Source organism: Streptomyces sp. GD-15H (assembly GCF_045291515.1).
Taxonomy (GTDB): Bacteria; Actinomycetota; Actinomycetes; order Streptomycetales; family Streptomycetaceae; genus Streptomyces.
This window is the reverse complement of record NZ_CP149447.1, coordinates 2,430,464-2,446,759: the sequence shown is the minus strand read 5'-3', so window position 1 is coordinate 2,446,759 and position 16,296 is coordinate 2,430,464. Positions and strand designations below refer to the sequence as shown.

Sequence of the window (16,296 nt, the reverse complement as noted above, 5' to 3'; positions counted from 1 at the left end):
CTCATGACGAACCGCAGCGAAACGAACGGATCACCCGAAAACGACGACATCGCCGCGCGGAAGCGGGACGAGCCCGCCGGCCTTCCGGACCCCGGGGACGTCGCCCACCCCACCGATTCCCCCTCGCGGGGGACGCACGACGGCGAGCACACGCACCTACGGCGCGCGAAGGACATCGCCTGCACCGCCTACGGCAGCCACGGCGAAGCACAGCAGGTCACGCTGCGCACCCCCGCCGAACTCGCCGACGCACTGCCCTACCTCCTCGGCTACCAGCCCGAGGACAGCATCGTCCTGGTCGCCCTGTACGACAAGGACGGACGGGGCCGGTTCGGCGGTCGCGCCAGGCTCGGCATCCCCGCGAACAAGGACGACTGGCCCGCGGCCGCCCGGCAACTTGCCCAGGGACTGGTGACAGGCAGCGAGCGCCGAGGCGCCAAGCCCGAGCAAATGGTTGTCTTCCTCTGCCAGGAACCGGGCAAGCGCGAATCCGGAGCGCAGGTCAAGGGGCGGTTGGGCCCGCTCGCTCACGCGCTGCGCGTGGAGTGCGGTGCCCTCGACGTCCCCGTGGTGGAGGCCCTGTGCCTGTCGGACGGCCGCTTCTGGTCGTACTGCTGTGACGACGAGGCATGCTGTCCGCCGGAGGGGACGCCGATGGGGCTGCCCGGCACCTCGGTGCTGGCCGCCGCCGCGACCTACGCCGGGCTTCAGGTCCGGGGCACGCTGCGGGAGCTGAGGGCCAGGTTCCTCCCGTGGGAGAACGCCGCCGCTCTCGAACAGGAAGCCGCCCTGGACGCCGCCAACAAGATCTTGATTCCCAGGATCCTCGATGGGGCGGGCCGGTCCCAGGTCGCCGAAAGGACGTTGGAACTGGCCGAGCGGGTCATGGGCCGGCTCGCCGGCGTCCCGCTCGTCTCCGGCGCGCTTCCGGCGGATCTGCGGGACGACGAACTGCTTCGGCACGACGAGGTGGCGACGCTGATCCTCGGTCTGCAGGACCGGACGACCCGGGACCGCGCGGCCGCGTGGATGGAGGGAGAGGAAGCAGGTCCCGCGCTCCGCCTGTGGCGAGCCCTGGCGCGCCGCTGTGTCGGCTCGTACGGCGAACACGCTGCGGCGCCCCTGACGCTCGCCGGCTGGGTCGCGTGGTCCACCGGTGACGAACTGGAAGCCAGGGAGGCGCTCGCCATGGCCCTGGGTGCCGATCCCGACTACCTCTTCGCCCGTCTTCTGCACCAGGCATGCAACGAGGGCCTCGACCCGGAATCGATCCGCCGATGCCTGCGAGCGGACCGCGAGAGCCACGGGAAGACGGACCGCGGCGGTCCGGCCGCCACCCCTCAGGCCGCTCCGGCCACCGGTTCGGTCGCGGGTCCGGCCGTCGCTCCCGCCGCCGGCCCGGCCACCGGGGCCGACGCCGGGAAGCCGGGCGTACGGGCGCCGGGTGCCGGGGAGGGGGCCACGCCTTCCGAGGAAGCGGCATTCGTACGGCACGAGATGCCCTCGCGCCGCCGACGGCGCACGCATGTCTCCGGTACCGGTGGCGGGTCCCCGCGCCGGGCGCGTTCGGACGGACGCCGGCCGAGCGCGCGGGTTCCGCATCCCCGTACCGCGGTGGGGGGCACGCGTCCGGGCGGCGCACGCCCCGGATACGAGGGACCGGGCACCACGCGCCCTCGTCGCACGGCCTCGCCGGGAGGTGCGCGGCCCCGGAGTCAGGGGAGTGCGGGAGCGGAGTGACCGAGCCCAGTGACCGAGCGGGGGAGGGCGATGCCGGCCGGCGGACGGTGCGCCCTCCGAGCCCCGCCACACAGGTGAGTGGGCGAGCCGGCAAGTCGGCGAAGGGAGTGTTTATCGTCAGGGAGACGACTATGATCGTCGCATGTCCTACGACCCGTCAGCCTTTCCTCCCTTCGCCGTCACCGTGGACCTGGTCGTGCTGACCGTGCGCCGCCACGCCCTGTGCGCGCTGGCGGTACGCAGGGGCGAACCGCCGTTTCAGGGGCGTTGGGCGCTGCCCGGCGGATTTGTACGGGCCGACGAGGACCTGTCGCAGGCCGCGGCGCGTGAACTGGCGGAGGAGACCGGACTGCGGGTGCACGACCCCGCTGTCCCCGCCCAGGCCGCCGGCGCACACCTGGAGCAGCTCGCCACCTACGGCGATCCCAAGCGCGACCCCCGGATGCGTGTCGTCAGCGTCGCGCACCTCGCGCTCGCTCCCGACCTGCCCGCACCCAGGGCGGGCGGCGACGCCAGCAACGCACGGTGGGCCCAGGTCGAGGAACTGCTGCAACAGGCGGGGTACGGCAGAGGCGGCGAGCCGGTGGCGCCCCTCGCCTTCGACCACGCTCAGATCCTGGCGGACGGGGTGGAGCGCGCCCGCTCCAAGATCGAGTACTCGTCGCTGGCCACGGCCTTCTGCCCGCCCGAGTTCACCGTCGGTGAGCTGCGCCGCGTCTACGAGGCCGTGTGGGGGGTGGCGCTGGATCCGCGCAACTTCCACCGCAAGGTGACCGGAACACCGGGCTTTCTGGTTCCGACGGGTGGCACGACCACCCGGCAGGGCGGTCGCCCCGCCCAGCTCTTCCGAGCCGGCGGAGCCACCCTGCTCAATCCGCCGATGCTGCGCCCCGAGGTGTGACGCAGGAGTCCGTCACGGATCCCGCACGGCTGATTCCTCGCTGTCAGCAGGCCTGGTGGTGCCCGAAAAACCCGATATGGCGCGCTATCTTGCTTCGGGTGATCCAGGCCTTCGGACTAACCAGCAACCCTCGCAAAGAGCTTCCGCCCGCCGTCGACGACGTCTCCTTCGAAGCGCACGCAGGCCACGTCACCGCGCTGCTCGGAGCACCGGGCGCAGGCAAGACGACGGCGCTCAGACTCATGCTCGAACTCCAACCGGGCCGGGGGATCACCTACTTCAGAGGCCGTCCCCTGCACCGCATCGGCCACCCGCCCCGTGAGGTCGGCGTGCTGCTGGGTGAAGTGCCGGGTCACCCCGCACGCACCGTCCGTGGACACCTGCGCATGCTGTGCGCCGCCGCGGGAGCCCCGGTCCACCGCGCCGACGAAGTCCTCGAAGCCGTCGGGCTGGTGAGTCTGCGCGAGGAACGCCTCGGTACGCTCTCGCGCGGTATGGACCGACGCCTCGGACTGGCCTGCGCGCTGCTGGCGGACCCGCACACCCTCGTGCTCGACGAACCCGCCCGTGGGCTCTCCGCCGGCGAGAGCCGCTGGCTGCACGGCATGCTCCGGGCCTACGCGGCCCAGGGCGGCACCGTCCTGAGTACGACGGCCGACCCCAAGGAGGCGGCGCGCGTCGCGGACCGGGTGGTCACCCTCGAGCAGGGTCGGGTCGTGGCCGATCAGCCGGCCGCGGACTTCTCGCGCACCCGACTTCGCCCCCGCGTCGCCGTCCGCACACCACACGCCGCCCGCCTGTCCGCGCTGCTCGCCAAGGAGGCCCGTACCGTCCGGCGTTCCGTGGAAGTGGCTCAGGAGGGCGGCAACCGCATCTCCGTCTACGGCAGTACCTGCGCCGACGTAGGCGAGATCGCGTTCCGGAACGGCATCGTCGTACACCAACTCGCGGACGAGACAGGGGACATGGGTCCCGGCGCGGGAGCGCCGCACACCGAGCAGCCGTCGGCCCTCTCGGACGAGTCACCTTCCGTCACCGCGCCAACCTCTGCCGCCGCGCCATCCTCCGACCCGCCGCCCTCTGCCGAGAACCCAGCCGGATCCCGTGCCGGTGGCGGGGACCGGGCCCCGGAGTCCTCGGTCGGGATGCCGCCTCCCCTCTCCGTCCGCCCCGCTCCCCGCCCCCTCCGCCCGCTGCGCTACGAGATCCGTCGGGTCACCGGTATCGGTACCGGGTTCCTCGTCGGCGCAGCCGTGCTCGCGGTGTCCGTGCTCACCGCGGTACTGCTGGCCCGTACCGGACACACCACGCAGCCGCGGCTGCTGGCCGCGTGGCCCAGGGAGTTGCCCCTGCCGCCCGCGGCGCTCGGGGCGGGGCTGCTCGGCGCGCTGGCCTTCGGCGACGAGTTCCGCCACCCCGCTCTGGCGGCGGACCGGGGCAGCGTGCCCCGGCGCCTGGGACTGCTGACCGCGAAGCTCCTCGTCGCCTCGGCCACCGCGCTGGTGCTGGCCGTGCTGACGATCGGGTGCGACGCCGAAGTGCTCTATCTCGTGTACGGACGGGAACTCGTCGACGTTCCCGGCGACTGGTTCCCGCTCGGGGCGAGTTGGCTGGGACTCGTGATCGGGTGCGCCTGGGCGGGGGTGCTGGCGGCGGGGATCTTCCGTTCCACCGCCGCCGGTCTCGCCGCGGTCGTCGCCGTGCCGCTCCTCGTCGTGCCCCTTGTGCGGGAGGCGGTGGAGGGACCGTCGGCGCGGACCGCGGCGGGGGCGGCACTGCGGCTGCGTGAGATGTTCCCGCTCCGGTGGCCCTTCGGGGGCGAGCGGTATCTGGAGGGTGCGTTGCGGATGTTCGCCCAACCTGTGGGCGGTGCTCTGGCGTTGTCGCTGGCGGTGCTGCTCTGCGCGTATCTGCTCACATCCTTGCGGAGCAGGGTCCGTTGAGGGCCGACCATGACCTCATCAGTCCGTCTGTGCCCGCAACTCCCCGGAGAGAGCCCACTTCCTTCCGATAAGGCGTCAATTGCGACGGGGTGAGCGATCACCCTTTCGTGTGCTTTTCACCAAACTCCTCAAGGGAGTTGGGAACCGCGCCGACAAAAGAGGCGTGAGTACCCTTGCGCACACCATGATGACCACCGCCCGCTCCGCCGACTCCGGCCTCGCGAATCCGGGCGAACTCGACCGCTACCCCTATGCCGACGCGCCCGTCGGCGGCCGCGCCGGGGCCCCTGTCTGGAACGCCGACCCCGAGCTGGGCCGCGTGGGCCGCCGCGCCGCGGGCAGCCGCGGACGCGGGCTGCACGGCCAACTCGTCCAGCAGCTGGGTCAGATGATCGTTTCAGGTGATCTGGGTGCCGACCGCCCCCTGGTTCCCGAGGAGATCGGCCAGCGGTTCGAGGTCTCCCGCACCGTCGTCCGCGAATCGCTCCGTGTCCTGGAGGCCAAGGGCCTGGTCAGCGCCCGCCCGAACGTCGGCACGCGCGTGCGCCCGGTCAGCGACTGGAATCTCCTCGATCCGGACATCATCGAGTGGCGGGCCTTCGGGCCCCAGCGTGACGACCAGCGCCGTGAGCTCTGCGAGCTGCGCTGGGCGATCGAGCCGCTGGCCGCCCGTCTTGCCGCCGGACACGGACGTGAGGACGTTCAGCAGCGTCTGTCCGACATGGTGGAGATCATGGGCCACGCGATGGGACAGGGCGACGCGCTGACCTTCGCCCGGGCCGACTCCGAGTTCCATTCGCTGCTCATCCAGGTCGCCGGCAACCGCATGCTGGAGCACCTCTCCGGGATCGTGTCCGCCGCGCTGCAGGTTTCGGGTGGGCCGGCCGCGGGCTGTGAACGGCCCAACGAGACGTCGCTCGCGCACCACGGCCAGATCGTCGACGCCCTCGCCGGCGGTGACGGCGAGGCGGCCGAGGTGGCCATGGGCCAGCTGCTGAGGGGCCACCCCGTGGTGCCCGCCCCGCGCGAGCACTGAAACCCCCGCGCGCACGAACACCCCGCGCGTGAGCATCGACCGCGTTCCGCGGGCGGCCAGGCCCGGCATGCCACCCCCCTCCTGTGGCAGCGCCCGACCGGTGAGCCGTCTCCTGCCGGACCCCGCGGGATCACCTTTGATCCCGCGGGGTCCTACAGTGGTGAAGGGGCCGTAAGGTTCGGCACCGTGTCGCTGTCACCCCCGAGTGACCGTTTCTGTCCCAGTCTGATTGATTCTGGACACTTACGGGGTGTGACTCGGACCACGCGGATTGGGCGTAACACTCCTGGAAAGAACGCGATGACCTAAGAAGTGGCAGTCGCGGAGGGAATACGGACGCCGTTCACGGCGCTGTGCACCTCCCCGGCCTCCGCCCGTACCGTCGGCCCATCCCCAAGTCGGCGGTCGGCTCCTGTCCTCGTGGACGGGGCCGGAAGCCGTTATTCAACGTTCCGAGAGGTTGTTCGTGTCGGCCAGCACATCCCGTACGCTCCCGCCGGAGATCGCCGAATCCGTCTCTGTCATGGCGCTCATCGAGCGGGGAAAGGCTGAGGGGCAGATCGCCGGCGATGACGTGCGTCGGGCCTTCGAAGCTGACCAGATTCCGGCCACTCAGTGGAAGAACGTACTGCGCAGCCTCAACCAGATCCTCGAGGAAGAGGGTGTGACGCTGATGGTCAGTGCCGCGGAGCCCAAGCGCACCCGAAAGAGCGTCGCAGCGAAGAGTCCCGCCAAGCGCACCGCCACCAAGACGGTCGCGGTGAAGGCGGCGACCACCCGGAAGGCCAGCGCCTCCGCCACACCTGCCGCGCCCGCCGCGGACGCCGTCGCCGAGGAGGAGGCACCCGCCAAGAAGGCGGCTGCCAAGAAGACCGCGGCCAAGAAGACGGCCGCCAAGAAGACCGCGGCCAAGAAGACGGCCGCCAAGAAGACCGCGGCCAAGAAGGACGACGTCGAGTCGACGGACGAAGAGACCGTCGAGGAGGCCAAGGCGACGGAGGAGCCGGAGGGTACGGAGAACGCCGGTTTCGTCCTGTCCGACGAGGACGAGGACGACGCGCCCGCCCAGCAGGTCGCCGCCGCCGGTGCCACCGCCGACCCGGTCAAGGACTACCTCAAGCAGATCGGCAAGGTGCCCCTGCTCAACGCCGAGCAGGAGGTCGAGCTCGCCAAGCGGATCGAAGCCGGTCTGTTCGCCGAGGACAAGCTGGCCAACTCCGACAAGCTGGCGCCGAAGCTCAAGCGCGAGCTGGAGATCATCGCCGAGGACGGGCGCCGCGCCAAGAACCACCTCCTGGAGGCCAACCTCCGTCTGGTGGTCTCCCTGGCCAAGCGCTACACCGGCCGCGGCATGCTCTTCCTGGACCTCATCCAGGAGGGCAACCTCGGTCTGATCCGCGCGGTGGAGAAGTTCGACTACACCAAGGGCTACAAGTTCTCCACCTATGCCACCTGGTGGATCCGCCAGGCGATCACCCGCGCGATGGCCGACCAGGCCCGCACCATCCGCATCCCGGTGCACATGGTCGAGGTCATCAACAAGCTCGCGCGTGTGCAGCGCCAGATGCTCCAGGACCTGGGCCGCGAGCCCACCCCGGAGGAGCTGGCCAAGGAGCTCGACATGACCCCGGAGAAGGTCATCGAGGTCCAGAAGTACGGTCGCGAGCCCATCTCCCTGCACACCCCGCTGGGCGAGGACGGCGACAGCGAGTTCGGTGACCTCATCGAGGACTCCGAGGCGGTGGTCCCGGCCGACGCGGTCAGCTTCACGCTTCTGCAGGAGCAGCTGCACTCCGTCCTGGACACCCTGTCCGAGCGTGAGGCGGGCGTCGTCTCCATGCGCTTCGGTCTCACCGACGGTCAGCCGAAGACCCTCGACGAGATCGGCAAGGTGTACGGCGTCACGCGCGAGCGTATTCGCCAGATCGAGTCCAAGACCATGTCGAAGCTGCGCCACCCGTCCCGTTCCCAGGTGCTGCGCGACTACCTCGACTAAGGCCGGCCGCCGCGCCGCGGCGGGCGGCCGTACGAGGCGTCCACCAAGGCGTTGAGCCACGTGTCCACTGAGGCCCGGTCCCCGTTCTCGGGGCCGGGCCTCAGTGTTGTCCCGCGGGTGCGTGGCGCGGTGGGGTGGATCACTCTGGGTGTCCCATCAACGCCCCAGTGTGAGGAGTGCGCATGAGTCGTCGCCTAGCTCGGATCCTGGCCCGACCACTGGTCCTCGCCGCCGCAGCGACCGCGATACCACTGGCAGCGGCCGCTCCGGCGGCTTCCGCGGTCCCGGACGGTGTCGTCGTCGGCGGATTCCCGGTCGACGTGTCCGAAAGTCCGTGGACGGTGGCGCTGGCCAGCCGTGACCGGTTCGGGGGTACCCGGGCGGGACAGTTCTGCGGCGGTGTGGCCGTCGGCCGGACCACCGTGCTCACCGCTGCCCACTGCGTGGACGAGGAGGTCTTGGGGGCGGCGCCGGACCGGGTGCCCGACCTCAGGGTGATCTCGGGCCGTACGGACCTGCTCTCGGACCGGGGGAGGAGATAGCCGTCCGCGAGACCTGGGTGAACCCGGACTACGACCCGGTCAGCAACTCCGGCGACTTCGCCGTGCTCACCCTGGCCACAGCGCTGCCCTCGGAGTCGGTCATCGGCATGGCCGCCGCGGGTGATCCCGGGTACCAGGTCGGCACCGCCGCGACCGTCTACGGCTGGGGCAACATCACGGGCTCCGGTTCCTTCGCCGGCACTCTGCACGCGGCACGTGTGCGCGTTCTGCGCGACACCCTGTGCGAGGCCGCGTACCCGGGCGGTGACGAAGGCGAGTATCGCGTGGGCACCATGCTGTGCGCCGGTGAGCAGGCCGGCGGGCCGGACGCCTGCCAGGGGGACAGCGGCGGACCGCTGGTGGCCCGGGGGCGGCTGATCGGCCTCGTGTCCTGGGGCGGCGGCTGCGGCTGGGCGGGCAGCCCGGGGGTCTACACGCGTGTGTCCGAGGTCATGCGGACGCTCGGCTGAGCGTCCGCATGACAGTCGTGGGAGGGCGCCTCAGGGCGCCTGGAAGGGCCTGAGGCGGGTCCCGGGCGGCTCGCGGGGAAGCGATTTCGGGTACGCGGAGGGCGGCCGTCTCCGAAGCGGAGGCGGCCGCCCTCCGTGCGGGCCTGTGCCGGGCTGGCTCGTCGTGGTGCGCGAGGTGTCAGCGCTCTTCCTCGGCGGTATTCGCCGAAGGCGAGATCAGCCGCTCCGTCTCGTCCTGTATCTCGGCGGCGATCTTTTTGAGTTCCGGCTCGAACTTGCGGCCGTGGTGGGCGCAGAAGAGCAGTTCTCCGCCGCTCAGCAGGACGACGCGCAGGTATGCCTGGGCACCGCAGCGGTCGCAGCGATCGGCGGCCGTCAGCGGGCTCGCGGGGGTCAGAACAGTAGTCACGTCGCCTCTTCTCTAGCTCGACGAGCTGTCGTACCAGGGTCAACATCCAACCAGCCCCAAACGTTCCCGCTCGTGGCTTCTTCTCGAAAAAATCTTTCCGAGATGGCTGGGTGCTGCCGGTTGGGGGCGAATGTGCCGTATCGCGTGTCTGTGTCGTCGTACGGATTCGCGTCGGATCGGTGGTGGTCGGCCCTCCCGGCTGGGTTGCCGGTTGTTCTTGAGGACGTGCCCGGAGCCTAAATGGTTCATGCCTCGAAGGGAACGTGATGTGTGCTTCACTCCATCGAGGGATCGAACAGGTATGCGACTCTCGACTAGTCTACGTTTCAGACGAGGGTGGCGTGACAACGGCTCTACCAGGCCTCGGTACCCTCTCACCGGTGACAAGTGACGTGCCCTTACCCATGAGGGCCCCATCTGAAATTCAGCGAGGAGCGAACCGCGTGACCGCCGAGACGTCCGTGCCGTCCACAGCGCTGCTGGCAGGAGCAGACCGGGACGGTTCCAACTACACCGCGCGGCACCTGCTCGTCCTCGAGGGGCTCGAGGCCGTGCGCAAACGCCCCGGGATGTACATCGGATCGACCGACAGCCGCGGTCTGCTGCACTGCCTGTGGGAGATCATCGACAACTCGGTGGACGAGGCCCTCGGGGGCCACTGCGACCACATCGAGGTGATCCTCCACGACGACGGCTCGGTGGAGGTCCGGGACAACGGCCGCGGCATCCCGGTCGACGTGGAACCCAAGACCGGCCTCTCCGGTGTCGAGGTCGTCATGACCAAGCTGCACGCCGGCGGCAAGTTCGGCGGCGGCTCGTACGCCGCCTCCGGCGGACTGCACGGCGTCGGCGCGTCCGTCGTCAACGCGCTGTCCGCGCGGCTGGACGTCGAGGTGGATCGCGGCGGGCACACCCACGCGATCAGCTTTCGCCGTGGCGTCCCGGGCGTCTTCGCCACCGTCGGTCCCGACGCGAAGTTCGAGGCCGGGAGCGGGCTGCGGAAGGCCAAGAAGATCGCGAAGACCCGCAGCGGCACGCGCGTGCGCTACTGGGCCGACCGCCAGATCTTCCTCAGGGACGCCAAGCTCACCCTGGAGACCCTGCACCAGCGTGCCCGCCAGACCGCTTTCCTGGTGCCCGGCCTGACCATCGTCGTCCGTGACGAGTATGGGCTCGGCGACGGCGGCAGCAAAGGCGAGGAGTCCTTCCGCTTCGACGGCGGCATCAGCGAGTTCTGCGAGTTCCTGGCCACCGACAAGGCCATCTGTGACACCCTCCGCTTCACGGGTCAGGGCACCTTCAAGGAGACGGTCCCGGTCCTGGACGAGCACGGCCAGATGACACCCACCGAGATGACCCGTGAACTCGGCGTCGACGTCGCGATGCGCTGGGGGACCGGCTACGACACGACGCTCCGGTCGTTCGTCAACATCATCGCCACCCCCAAGGGGGGCACCCATGTCGCCGGATTCGAGCAGGCCGTCGTCAAGACCGTGAACGAGGTACTGCGCGCGAAGAAGCTGCTGCGCGTGGCCGAGGACGACGTCGTCAAGGACGACGCCCTGGAGGGCCTCACGGCCGTCGTCACCGTCCGCCTGGCCGAGCCGCAGTTCGAGGGCCAGACCAAGGAGGTCCTCGGCACCTCGGCGGCCCGCCGCATCGTGAACACGGTGATCTCCCGGGAGCTCAAGGCCTTCCTGACCTCCACCAAGCGCGACGACGCCCAGCAGGCCCGTGTCGTCCTGGAGAAGGCCGTCGCCGCGGCCCGTACCCGTATCGCCGCCCGCCAGCACAAGGACGCCCAGCGCCGCAAGACCGCGCTGGAGACCTCCTCCCTGCCCGCCAAGCTGGCCGACTGCCGCAGCGACGACGTCGAGCGCAGTGAGCTGTTCATCGTCGAGGGAGACTCCGCGCTCGGTACGGCCAAGCTCGCCCGGAACTCCGAGTTCCAGGCGCTGCTGCCGATCCGCGGCAAGATCCTCAACGTTCAGAAGTCGTCCGTGACGGACATGCTGAAGAACGCGGAGTGCGGTGCGATCATCCAGGTCATAGGGGCCGGATCGGGGCGGACCTTCGACATCGACACGGCCCGCTACGGCAAGATCATCATGATGACCGACGCCGATGTGGACGGCTCCCACATCCGCACCTTGCTCCTGACGCTGTTCCACCGATACATGCGGCCCATGGTCGAGTCCGGCCGGGTGTTCGCCGCGGTGCCGCCGCTGCACCGCATCGAGCTCGTCCAGCCCAAGAGGGGCCAGGAGAAGTACGTCTACACGTACTCGGACCGCGAACTGCGCGACAAGCTGATGGACTTCCAGACCAAGGGCATCCGCTACAAGGACTCGATCCAGCGCTACAAGGGCCTCGGCGAGATGGATGCCGACCAGCTGGCCGAGACCACCATGGACCCGCGCCACCGCACCCTGCGCCGGATCAACCTCACCGATCTGGAGTCCGCCGAGCAGGTCTTCGATCTGCTCATGGGCAACGACGTCGCTCCGCGCAAGGAGTTCATCTCCAACTCGGCGGCGACGCTCGACCGGTCGCGCATCGACGCGTAGCGGGCACACCATCACCTGATGGGGTGAAGTGGAACGGGAAGAAGAGTCGGGGCTCTTCCCGTTCTGTCCATCCTTGGGCATGCAGCAAAGCAATGACCGCCCCCACCCGGGCGGAGGCGGTCCCGCAGACGTGGGCTACGACGATCCCTGGTACGACGCCCTCGCCGCGGGCTGGGGTGAGTCAACCGGCACCGGAGCGCCGACGACGGTGCACCCGGCGCCTCCGGCGGTGAGGACGGCGGCGGAACCGGAAGCGCGCCGGCAGGAGGGGGCCGCGGACGCGGCCGACGTGTACCTCCAGGTCCAGCGCAGCGCGGCGTTCCAGGAAGTGCGCAGCCGCTACCGGAGGTTCGTGGTCCCGGCTGTCGTCGTCTTCTGCGCCTGGTACGTGGCGTACGTCGTCACCGCCACGGCCGCGCCGGGCCTCATGGCCCGACCGGTGGCCGGCGCCGTGAACGTGGGGCTGCTCGCCGGGCTCGGCCAGTTCCTGACCACCTTCCTGCTCACCTGGGCCTACACACGGCACGCGCGGCTGCGCAGGGACCGGGCCGCGCTGGAACTTCGCTGGGACACCCAGGAGTTGGCGCGGGGACGGGGCGGTGCCTCGTGACGGGCGATCACCAGGCGCTGGCGCTGCTCCTGTTCAGCGCGTTCGTCGCGGTCACGCTGGGGATCACGACCTGGGTGAGCCGCCACCGGCACGGTTCCGCCGAGGAGTTCTACGCCGGGGGGCGACTCTTCTCACCGATGGAGAATGGTTTTGCCATCGCGGGCGACTACATGTCGGCCGCCTCCTTCCTCGGCATCTCCGGGCTGATCGCGCTCTTCGGCTACGACGGGATGCTGTACTCGGTGGGCTTCCTGGTGGCCTGGCTCGTGGTCCTGTTCCTGGTCGCGGAACTGGTGCGCAACTGCGGGCGGTTCACCCTCGCCGACGTGGTGGCGGCGCGGATGCGGGAACGGCCCGTGCGTATCGCCGCGGGGACTTCCTCGGTCACCGTGTCCGTTCTGTATCTGGTGGCGCAGATGGTGGGTGCGGGCAGCCTGGTCGCGCTGCTGCTCGGCGGCAGGAGCGAGGCGGCGCAGGCCTGGACCGTCGTCGGGGTCGGCGCGCTCATGGTGATCTATGTGTCGATGGGAGGGATGCGGGCCACCACCTGGATCCAGATCGTCAAGGCGGTCCTGCTGCTCGGCGGCACCATCGCGCTGACCGTCCTCGTCCTGCTCCGGTTCCACGGTGACTTCAACCGCCTGCTGCTCACGGCGGCCGAGCGCAGCGGTCACGGGGAGGCGTTCCTGGCCCCCGGGCTCGCCTACGGCGGGGACTGGACCTCCCGGTTCGACTTCATCAGTCTGGGGCTCGCCCTGGTGCTGGGCACGGCGGGGCTGCCGCACATCCTGTCCCGCTTCTACACCGTCCCAACCGCGCGGGCGGCGCGGCGCTCGGTCGTCTGGTCGATCGGGCTCATCGGCGGGTTCTACCTGATGACGATCGTGCTCGGGTTCGGCGCGGCCGCCGTCGTCGGACCCGATGCCGTGCGCGGGTCCAACGCGGCCGGGAACACGGCGGTTCCGCTGCTGGCGCTCGACCTCGGCGGCGGCGCCGACTCCACCGGCGGAACCGTTCTGTTCGCGATCGTCGCCGCGGTCGCCTTCGCCACGATCCTCGCCGTCGTCGCCGGGATCACGCTCGCCTCCTCGGCGTCCGTCGCCCACGACCTGTACGCGTCCCTGCGCCGCCGCCGCGGAAAGCCGCACAGCGAGGTGACCGTGGCCCGGGTGGCCGCCCTCGGCATCGGCGTGCTCGCGATCGCACTCGGCCTGCTGGCCCGCGACCTCAACGTCGCTTTTCTCGTCGGGCTGGCCTTCGCCGTGGCCGCCTCCGCCAACCTGCCCGTGCTGCTCTACTCGCTGTTCTGGCGGGGCTTCACCACCAGTGGTGCCGTGTGGGCCGTCTACGGCGGCCTGATTCCGGCCGTGGTGCTGGTCCTGCTGTCCCCAGTGGTCTCCGGCAGCCCTGATTCCCTGTTCCCCGGTGTCGATTTCCAGCTCTTCCCGCTCCAGAACCCCGGCCTGGCCTCCATCCCGCTGGGCTTCCTGGCGGGCTGGCTCGGCACGGTCACCTCGGCCGAGGCTCCCGACGAAGCCAAGCACGCGGAGACCGAGGTGCGGTCGCTGACCGGCGCGGGGGCGGTGTGACACCCGGGCTCTGGGGTTGCCCGCGTCCTCAGGCGCGGCCCGTCCACACATAACGGTGTTCAGGGCGGCCCGCGTCACCGTACTTGAGGGTCAACGTGGCCTGTCCCATGCGCTCCAAGAACTTGAGATAGCGCTGGGCGGTCTGCCGGCTCACCCCTGTGCGGTCGGCGATCTCCCGGGCCGACCGCGGGCCGCCGGCGTTCAGCAGGCTCTGGCGTACCAGTTCCGCGGTGGTGGGGGAGTGCCCCTTGGGCAGACCGGGCTCCGCCGGCGCCGACAGGGCGCCGAAGACGCGGTCCACTTCGGCCTGTTCGGCCTCGCCGCCGCCGTCCAGGGCGCGACGCAGTCCCGCGTAGGCCTCGAGCTTGGCGCGCAGCCCGGCGAAGGCGAACGGCTTGACCAGGTAGTGCAGTGCGCCCTGCCGCATCGCCGCCTGCACGGTGGCCACATCGCGCGCCGCCGACACTATGATCACGTCGGTCTGGTGGCCGCGCCGGCGCATCTCCTGGACGACCGCGAGGCCCGTCCGGTCGGGCAGACAGTGGTCCAGGAGCACCAGATCCAGCCGGGGCAGCGTCTCCAGCAGTTTGAGCGCCTCGGCCGCGCTGTGCGCCTCACCGGCCACGTGAAAACCGGGCACCTTCTCGACATAGGCGGCGTTGACGTGCGCGCCCCGGACGTCGTCGTCCACGACCAGGACCTCGATCATCACGGTTCCCCCTCGGTGGTCTGCGGGACGGTCATGGGGACGGACGCGGGGACGGACGCTCCGGTGAGGGCGGCCGGCGGGCCCGGCTCGGTCAGTGCCTCGGGCAGGACCACGGTGAACTCCGCTCCCCCGCCGTCCGCCTCGTCCACGGTCGCGATGCCGCCCTGGCGTTCGGCGAGCCTGCGGACGAGGGAGAGCCCGATGCCCCGCTCGCGGTGGTCCGGCGGCTTCTTGGTGGACCAGCCCTCAGTGAAGATCAACTCGCGTTGTTCCGCGGGAATTCCAGGTCCGGTGTCGCGTACGCCGAGCACGGCCGTACGTCCCTCGGCGCGCAGTTCGACCTCCACGTGCGCGTGCGGTGCGCCCGCGACGGCGTCGAGCGCGTTGTCCACCAGGTTCCCGACGATGGTGACGAGGCCCCTGGGGTCGATCAGCCGGTCCGGCAGCCGTGTCCGGTCCGAGATCCACAGGGCCACGCCCCGCTCGGCCGCGACCGTCGCCTTGCCCACCAGCAGGGCGGCGAGCAGCGGGTCGCGGATCTTCTCGGTGACCTGCTCCGCCGTCGCCCGGTGATCGCCGACGACCTCGCCGACGAACTCCACGGCGTCGTCGTACAGCTCGAGTTCGAGCAGCCCGAGCAGGGTGTGCATGCGGTTGGCGTGCTCGTGGTCCTGGGCGCGCAGCGCGTCGATCAGCCCGCGTGTGGAGTCCAGTTCCCGGCCGAGCCGGTCCAGCTCCGTACGGTCACGGAGGGTGGCCACGGCGCCGCCGTCGCCGGTCGGCATACGATTGGCGACCAGGACGCGCTGCCCGCGGACGGTGAGCAGGTCGGTGCCGGTCACCCGGCCGACCAGCACGTCTGCCGTCCGGCCCGCGCCGAGCGCCTCGTCGGGGAGCGGCCCACGGCCTCGTCACCGAGGTCCAGCAGGCGCCGGGCCTCGTCGTTGAGGAGGCGGACACGGCCGGTGCGGTCGAGGGCGACGACGCCCTCCCGGATGCCGTGCAGCATCGCCTCGCGTTCCGCGAGCAGCGCCGCGATGTCGGAGAAGGCCAGGTCCCTGGTCTGCCGCTGCACCCGCCGGGAGATGAGCCATGCCGCGAGCGCGCCCACGGCCAGTGCCCCGCCCGCGTGCGCGAAGAGCCCCGGTATCGCGTGAATCAGCCGGGCCCGGACGCTGTCGTAGGCGATGCCGACCGAGACCGCCCCGATGATCTCGCCGTCGCTGTCGCGCAGCGGGACCTTGCCGCGTGCGGAGCGCCCCAGCGTGCCGTTGTCGATCTCCATGACCTCGTGTCCCGCCAGGGCCTCGCCGGGATCGGTCGAGACCGGGGCGCCGATCCTTTGGGGGTCGGTGTGCGACCAGCGCACGCCCCGGCGGTCCAGCACCACCACGTACTCGGCGCCGGTGGCCTTCCGGATCCGTTCCGCCTCCTGCTGCACCGGCCCGCTCTGCGTGGGCGACGTGCTCCGCAGGTCCCGCGCGACCTGTGCCTGCTGGGCGGTGGTCTGGGCGATGGCGAGCGCGCGGCGCATCGCCTGGTCGTCCAGCTGGGCACTGAGCGGCGCGAGGAACAGCCCGGTCGCGAGCACCGCGACTCCCGCGGCGAGCGCCAGCTGCATCAGCAGGACCTGCGAGAAGACCCGCCGCGGCAGGCCGAGGCGCAGGCGGCGGGCGAGGGGAGTGGTGCGCATGCCCATGACGGTACGTGGGTGGGCGCCGGGGGCTGCGAGGATGTGGCGCGGATCGCCTCGCACCTGCGAGGCGGAGCCGGCGTCCGCGAGG

General features: G+C 70.8%; 10 protein-coding genes and 2 pseudogenes. 9 read left to right on the top strand and 3 right to left on the bottom strand.

Annotated elements, in window-relative coordinates; all coding sequences use genetic code 11:
• Positions 1–3: 3 nt before the first annotated feature.
• The 6 genes and pseudogenes from WJ438_RS11480 to WJ438_RS11455 all read left to right on the top strand — a co-directional run bounded on the left by WJ438_RS11480 (position 4) and on the right by WJ438_RS11455 (position 8,628).
• Positions 4–1,740 (top strand): DUF4192 domain-containing protein, encoded by a 1,737-nt coding sequence (locus WJ438_RS11480; RefSeq protein WP_406725150.1) that lies wholly within the window; start codon positions 4–6, stop codon positions 1,738–1,740.
• Positions 1,741–1,882: 142 nt separating this feature from the next.
• Complete coding sequence (locus WJ438_RS11475; protein ID WP_406725149.1) at positions 1,883–2,641, top strand: NUDIX domain-containing protein; 759 nt, start codon at positions 1,883–1,885, stop codon at positions 2,639–2,641.
• Between the two features lie 98 nt (positions 2,642–2,739).
• Positions 2,740–4,584: an ATP-binding cassette domain-containing protein gene (locus tag WJ438_RS11470; protein WP_406725148.1), complete on the top strand. Its 1,845-nt coding sequence runs from the start codon at positions 2,740–2,742 to the stop codon at positions 4,582–4,584.
• Positions 4,585–4,747: 163 nt separating this feature from the next.
• Positions 4,748–5,620, top strand: a complete 873-nt coding sequence (locus WJ438_RS11465; RefSeq protein ID WP_406725147.1) for a FadR/GntR family transcriptional regulator — start codon at positions 4,748–4,750, stop codon at positions 5,618–5,620.
• Between the two features lie 466 nt (positions 5,621–6,086).
• On the top strand, positions 6,087–7,616 hold the full coding sequence (locus WJ438_RS11460; protein WP_406725146.1) for an RNA polymerase sigma factor: 1,530 nt from the start codon (positions 6,087–6,089) through the stop codon (positions 7,614–7,616).
• A gap of 182 nt (positions 7,617–7,798) precedes the next feature.
• A pseudogene (locus WJ438_RS11455) lies at positions 7,799–8,628 on the top strand (S1 family peptidase).
• A 178-nt stretch (positions 8,629–8,806) separates the two neighbouring features.
• Here WJ438_RS11455 and WJ438_RS11450 read toward each other — a convergent pair.
• Positions 8,807–9,037, bottom strand: coding sequence for a hypothetical protein (locus WJ438_RS11450; protein WP_406725145.1), 231 nt, complete (start codon positions 9,035–9,037; stop codon positions 8,807–8,809).
• A gap of 443 nt (positions 9,038–9,480) precedes the next feature.
• Between WJ438_RS11450 and WJ438_RS11445 the strand changes: the two genes are divergently transcribed.
• From WJ438_RS11445 to WJ438_RS11435, 3 genes are all read left to right on the top strand, one after another.
• The gene (locus WJ438_RS11445) at positions 9,481–11,604 is read left to right on the top strand and encodes a type IIA DNA topoisomerase subunit B (RefSeq protein ID WP_406725144.1); all 2,124 of its coding nucleotides are present in this window, start codon (positions 9,481–9,483) and stop codon (positions 11,602–11,604) included.
• A 79-nt stretch (positions 11,605–11,683) separates the two neighbouring features.
• On the top strand, positions 11,684–12,214 hold the full coding sequence (locus WJ438_RS11440; RefSeq protein WP_406725143.1) for a DUF485 domain-containing protein: 531 nt from the start codon (positions 11,684–11,686) through the stop codon (positions 12,212–12,214).
• Positions 12,211–13,803 carry a cation acetate symporter gene (locus WJ438_RS11435; RefSeq protein ID WP_406725142.1) on the top strand — a complete coding sequence of 531 codons (1,593 nt, stop codon included), beginning with the start codon at positions 12,211–12,213 and terminating at the stop codon, positions 13,801–13,803. The genes WJ438_RS11440 and WJ438_RS11435 overlap by 4 nt, the downstream gene beginning before the upstream one ends.
• Before the next feature lie 28 nt (positions 13,804–13,831).
• Here WJ438_RS11435 and WJ438_RS11430 read toward each other — a convergent pair whose 3' ends face one another.
• Together WJ438_RS11430 and WJ438_RS11425 are read right to left on the bottom strand one after the other, a co-directional pair.
• Entirely contained in the window at positions 13,832–14,512 is a 681-nt protein-coding gene (locus WJ438_RS11430; RefSeq protein WP_406725141.1) for a response regulator, read from the bottom strand.
• Positions 14,512–16,205: pseudogene (locus tag WJ438_RS11425) on the bottom strand (ATP-binding protein). The gene WJ438_RS11430 and the pseudogene WJ438_RS11425 overlap by 1 nt, the downstream one beginning before the upstream one ends.
• Positions 16,206–16,296: the final 91 nt, after the last annotated feature.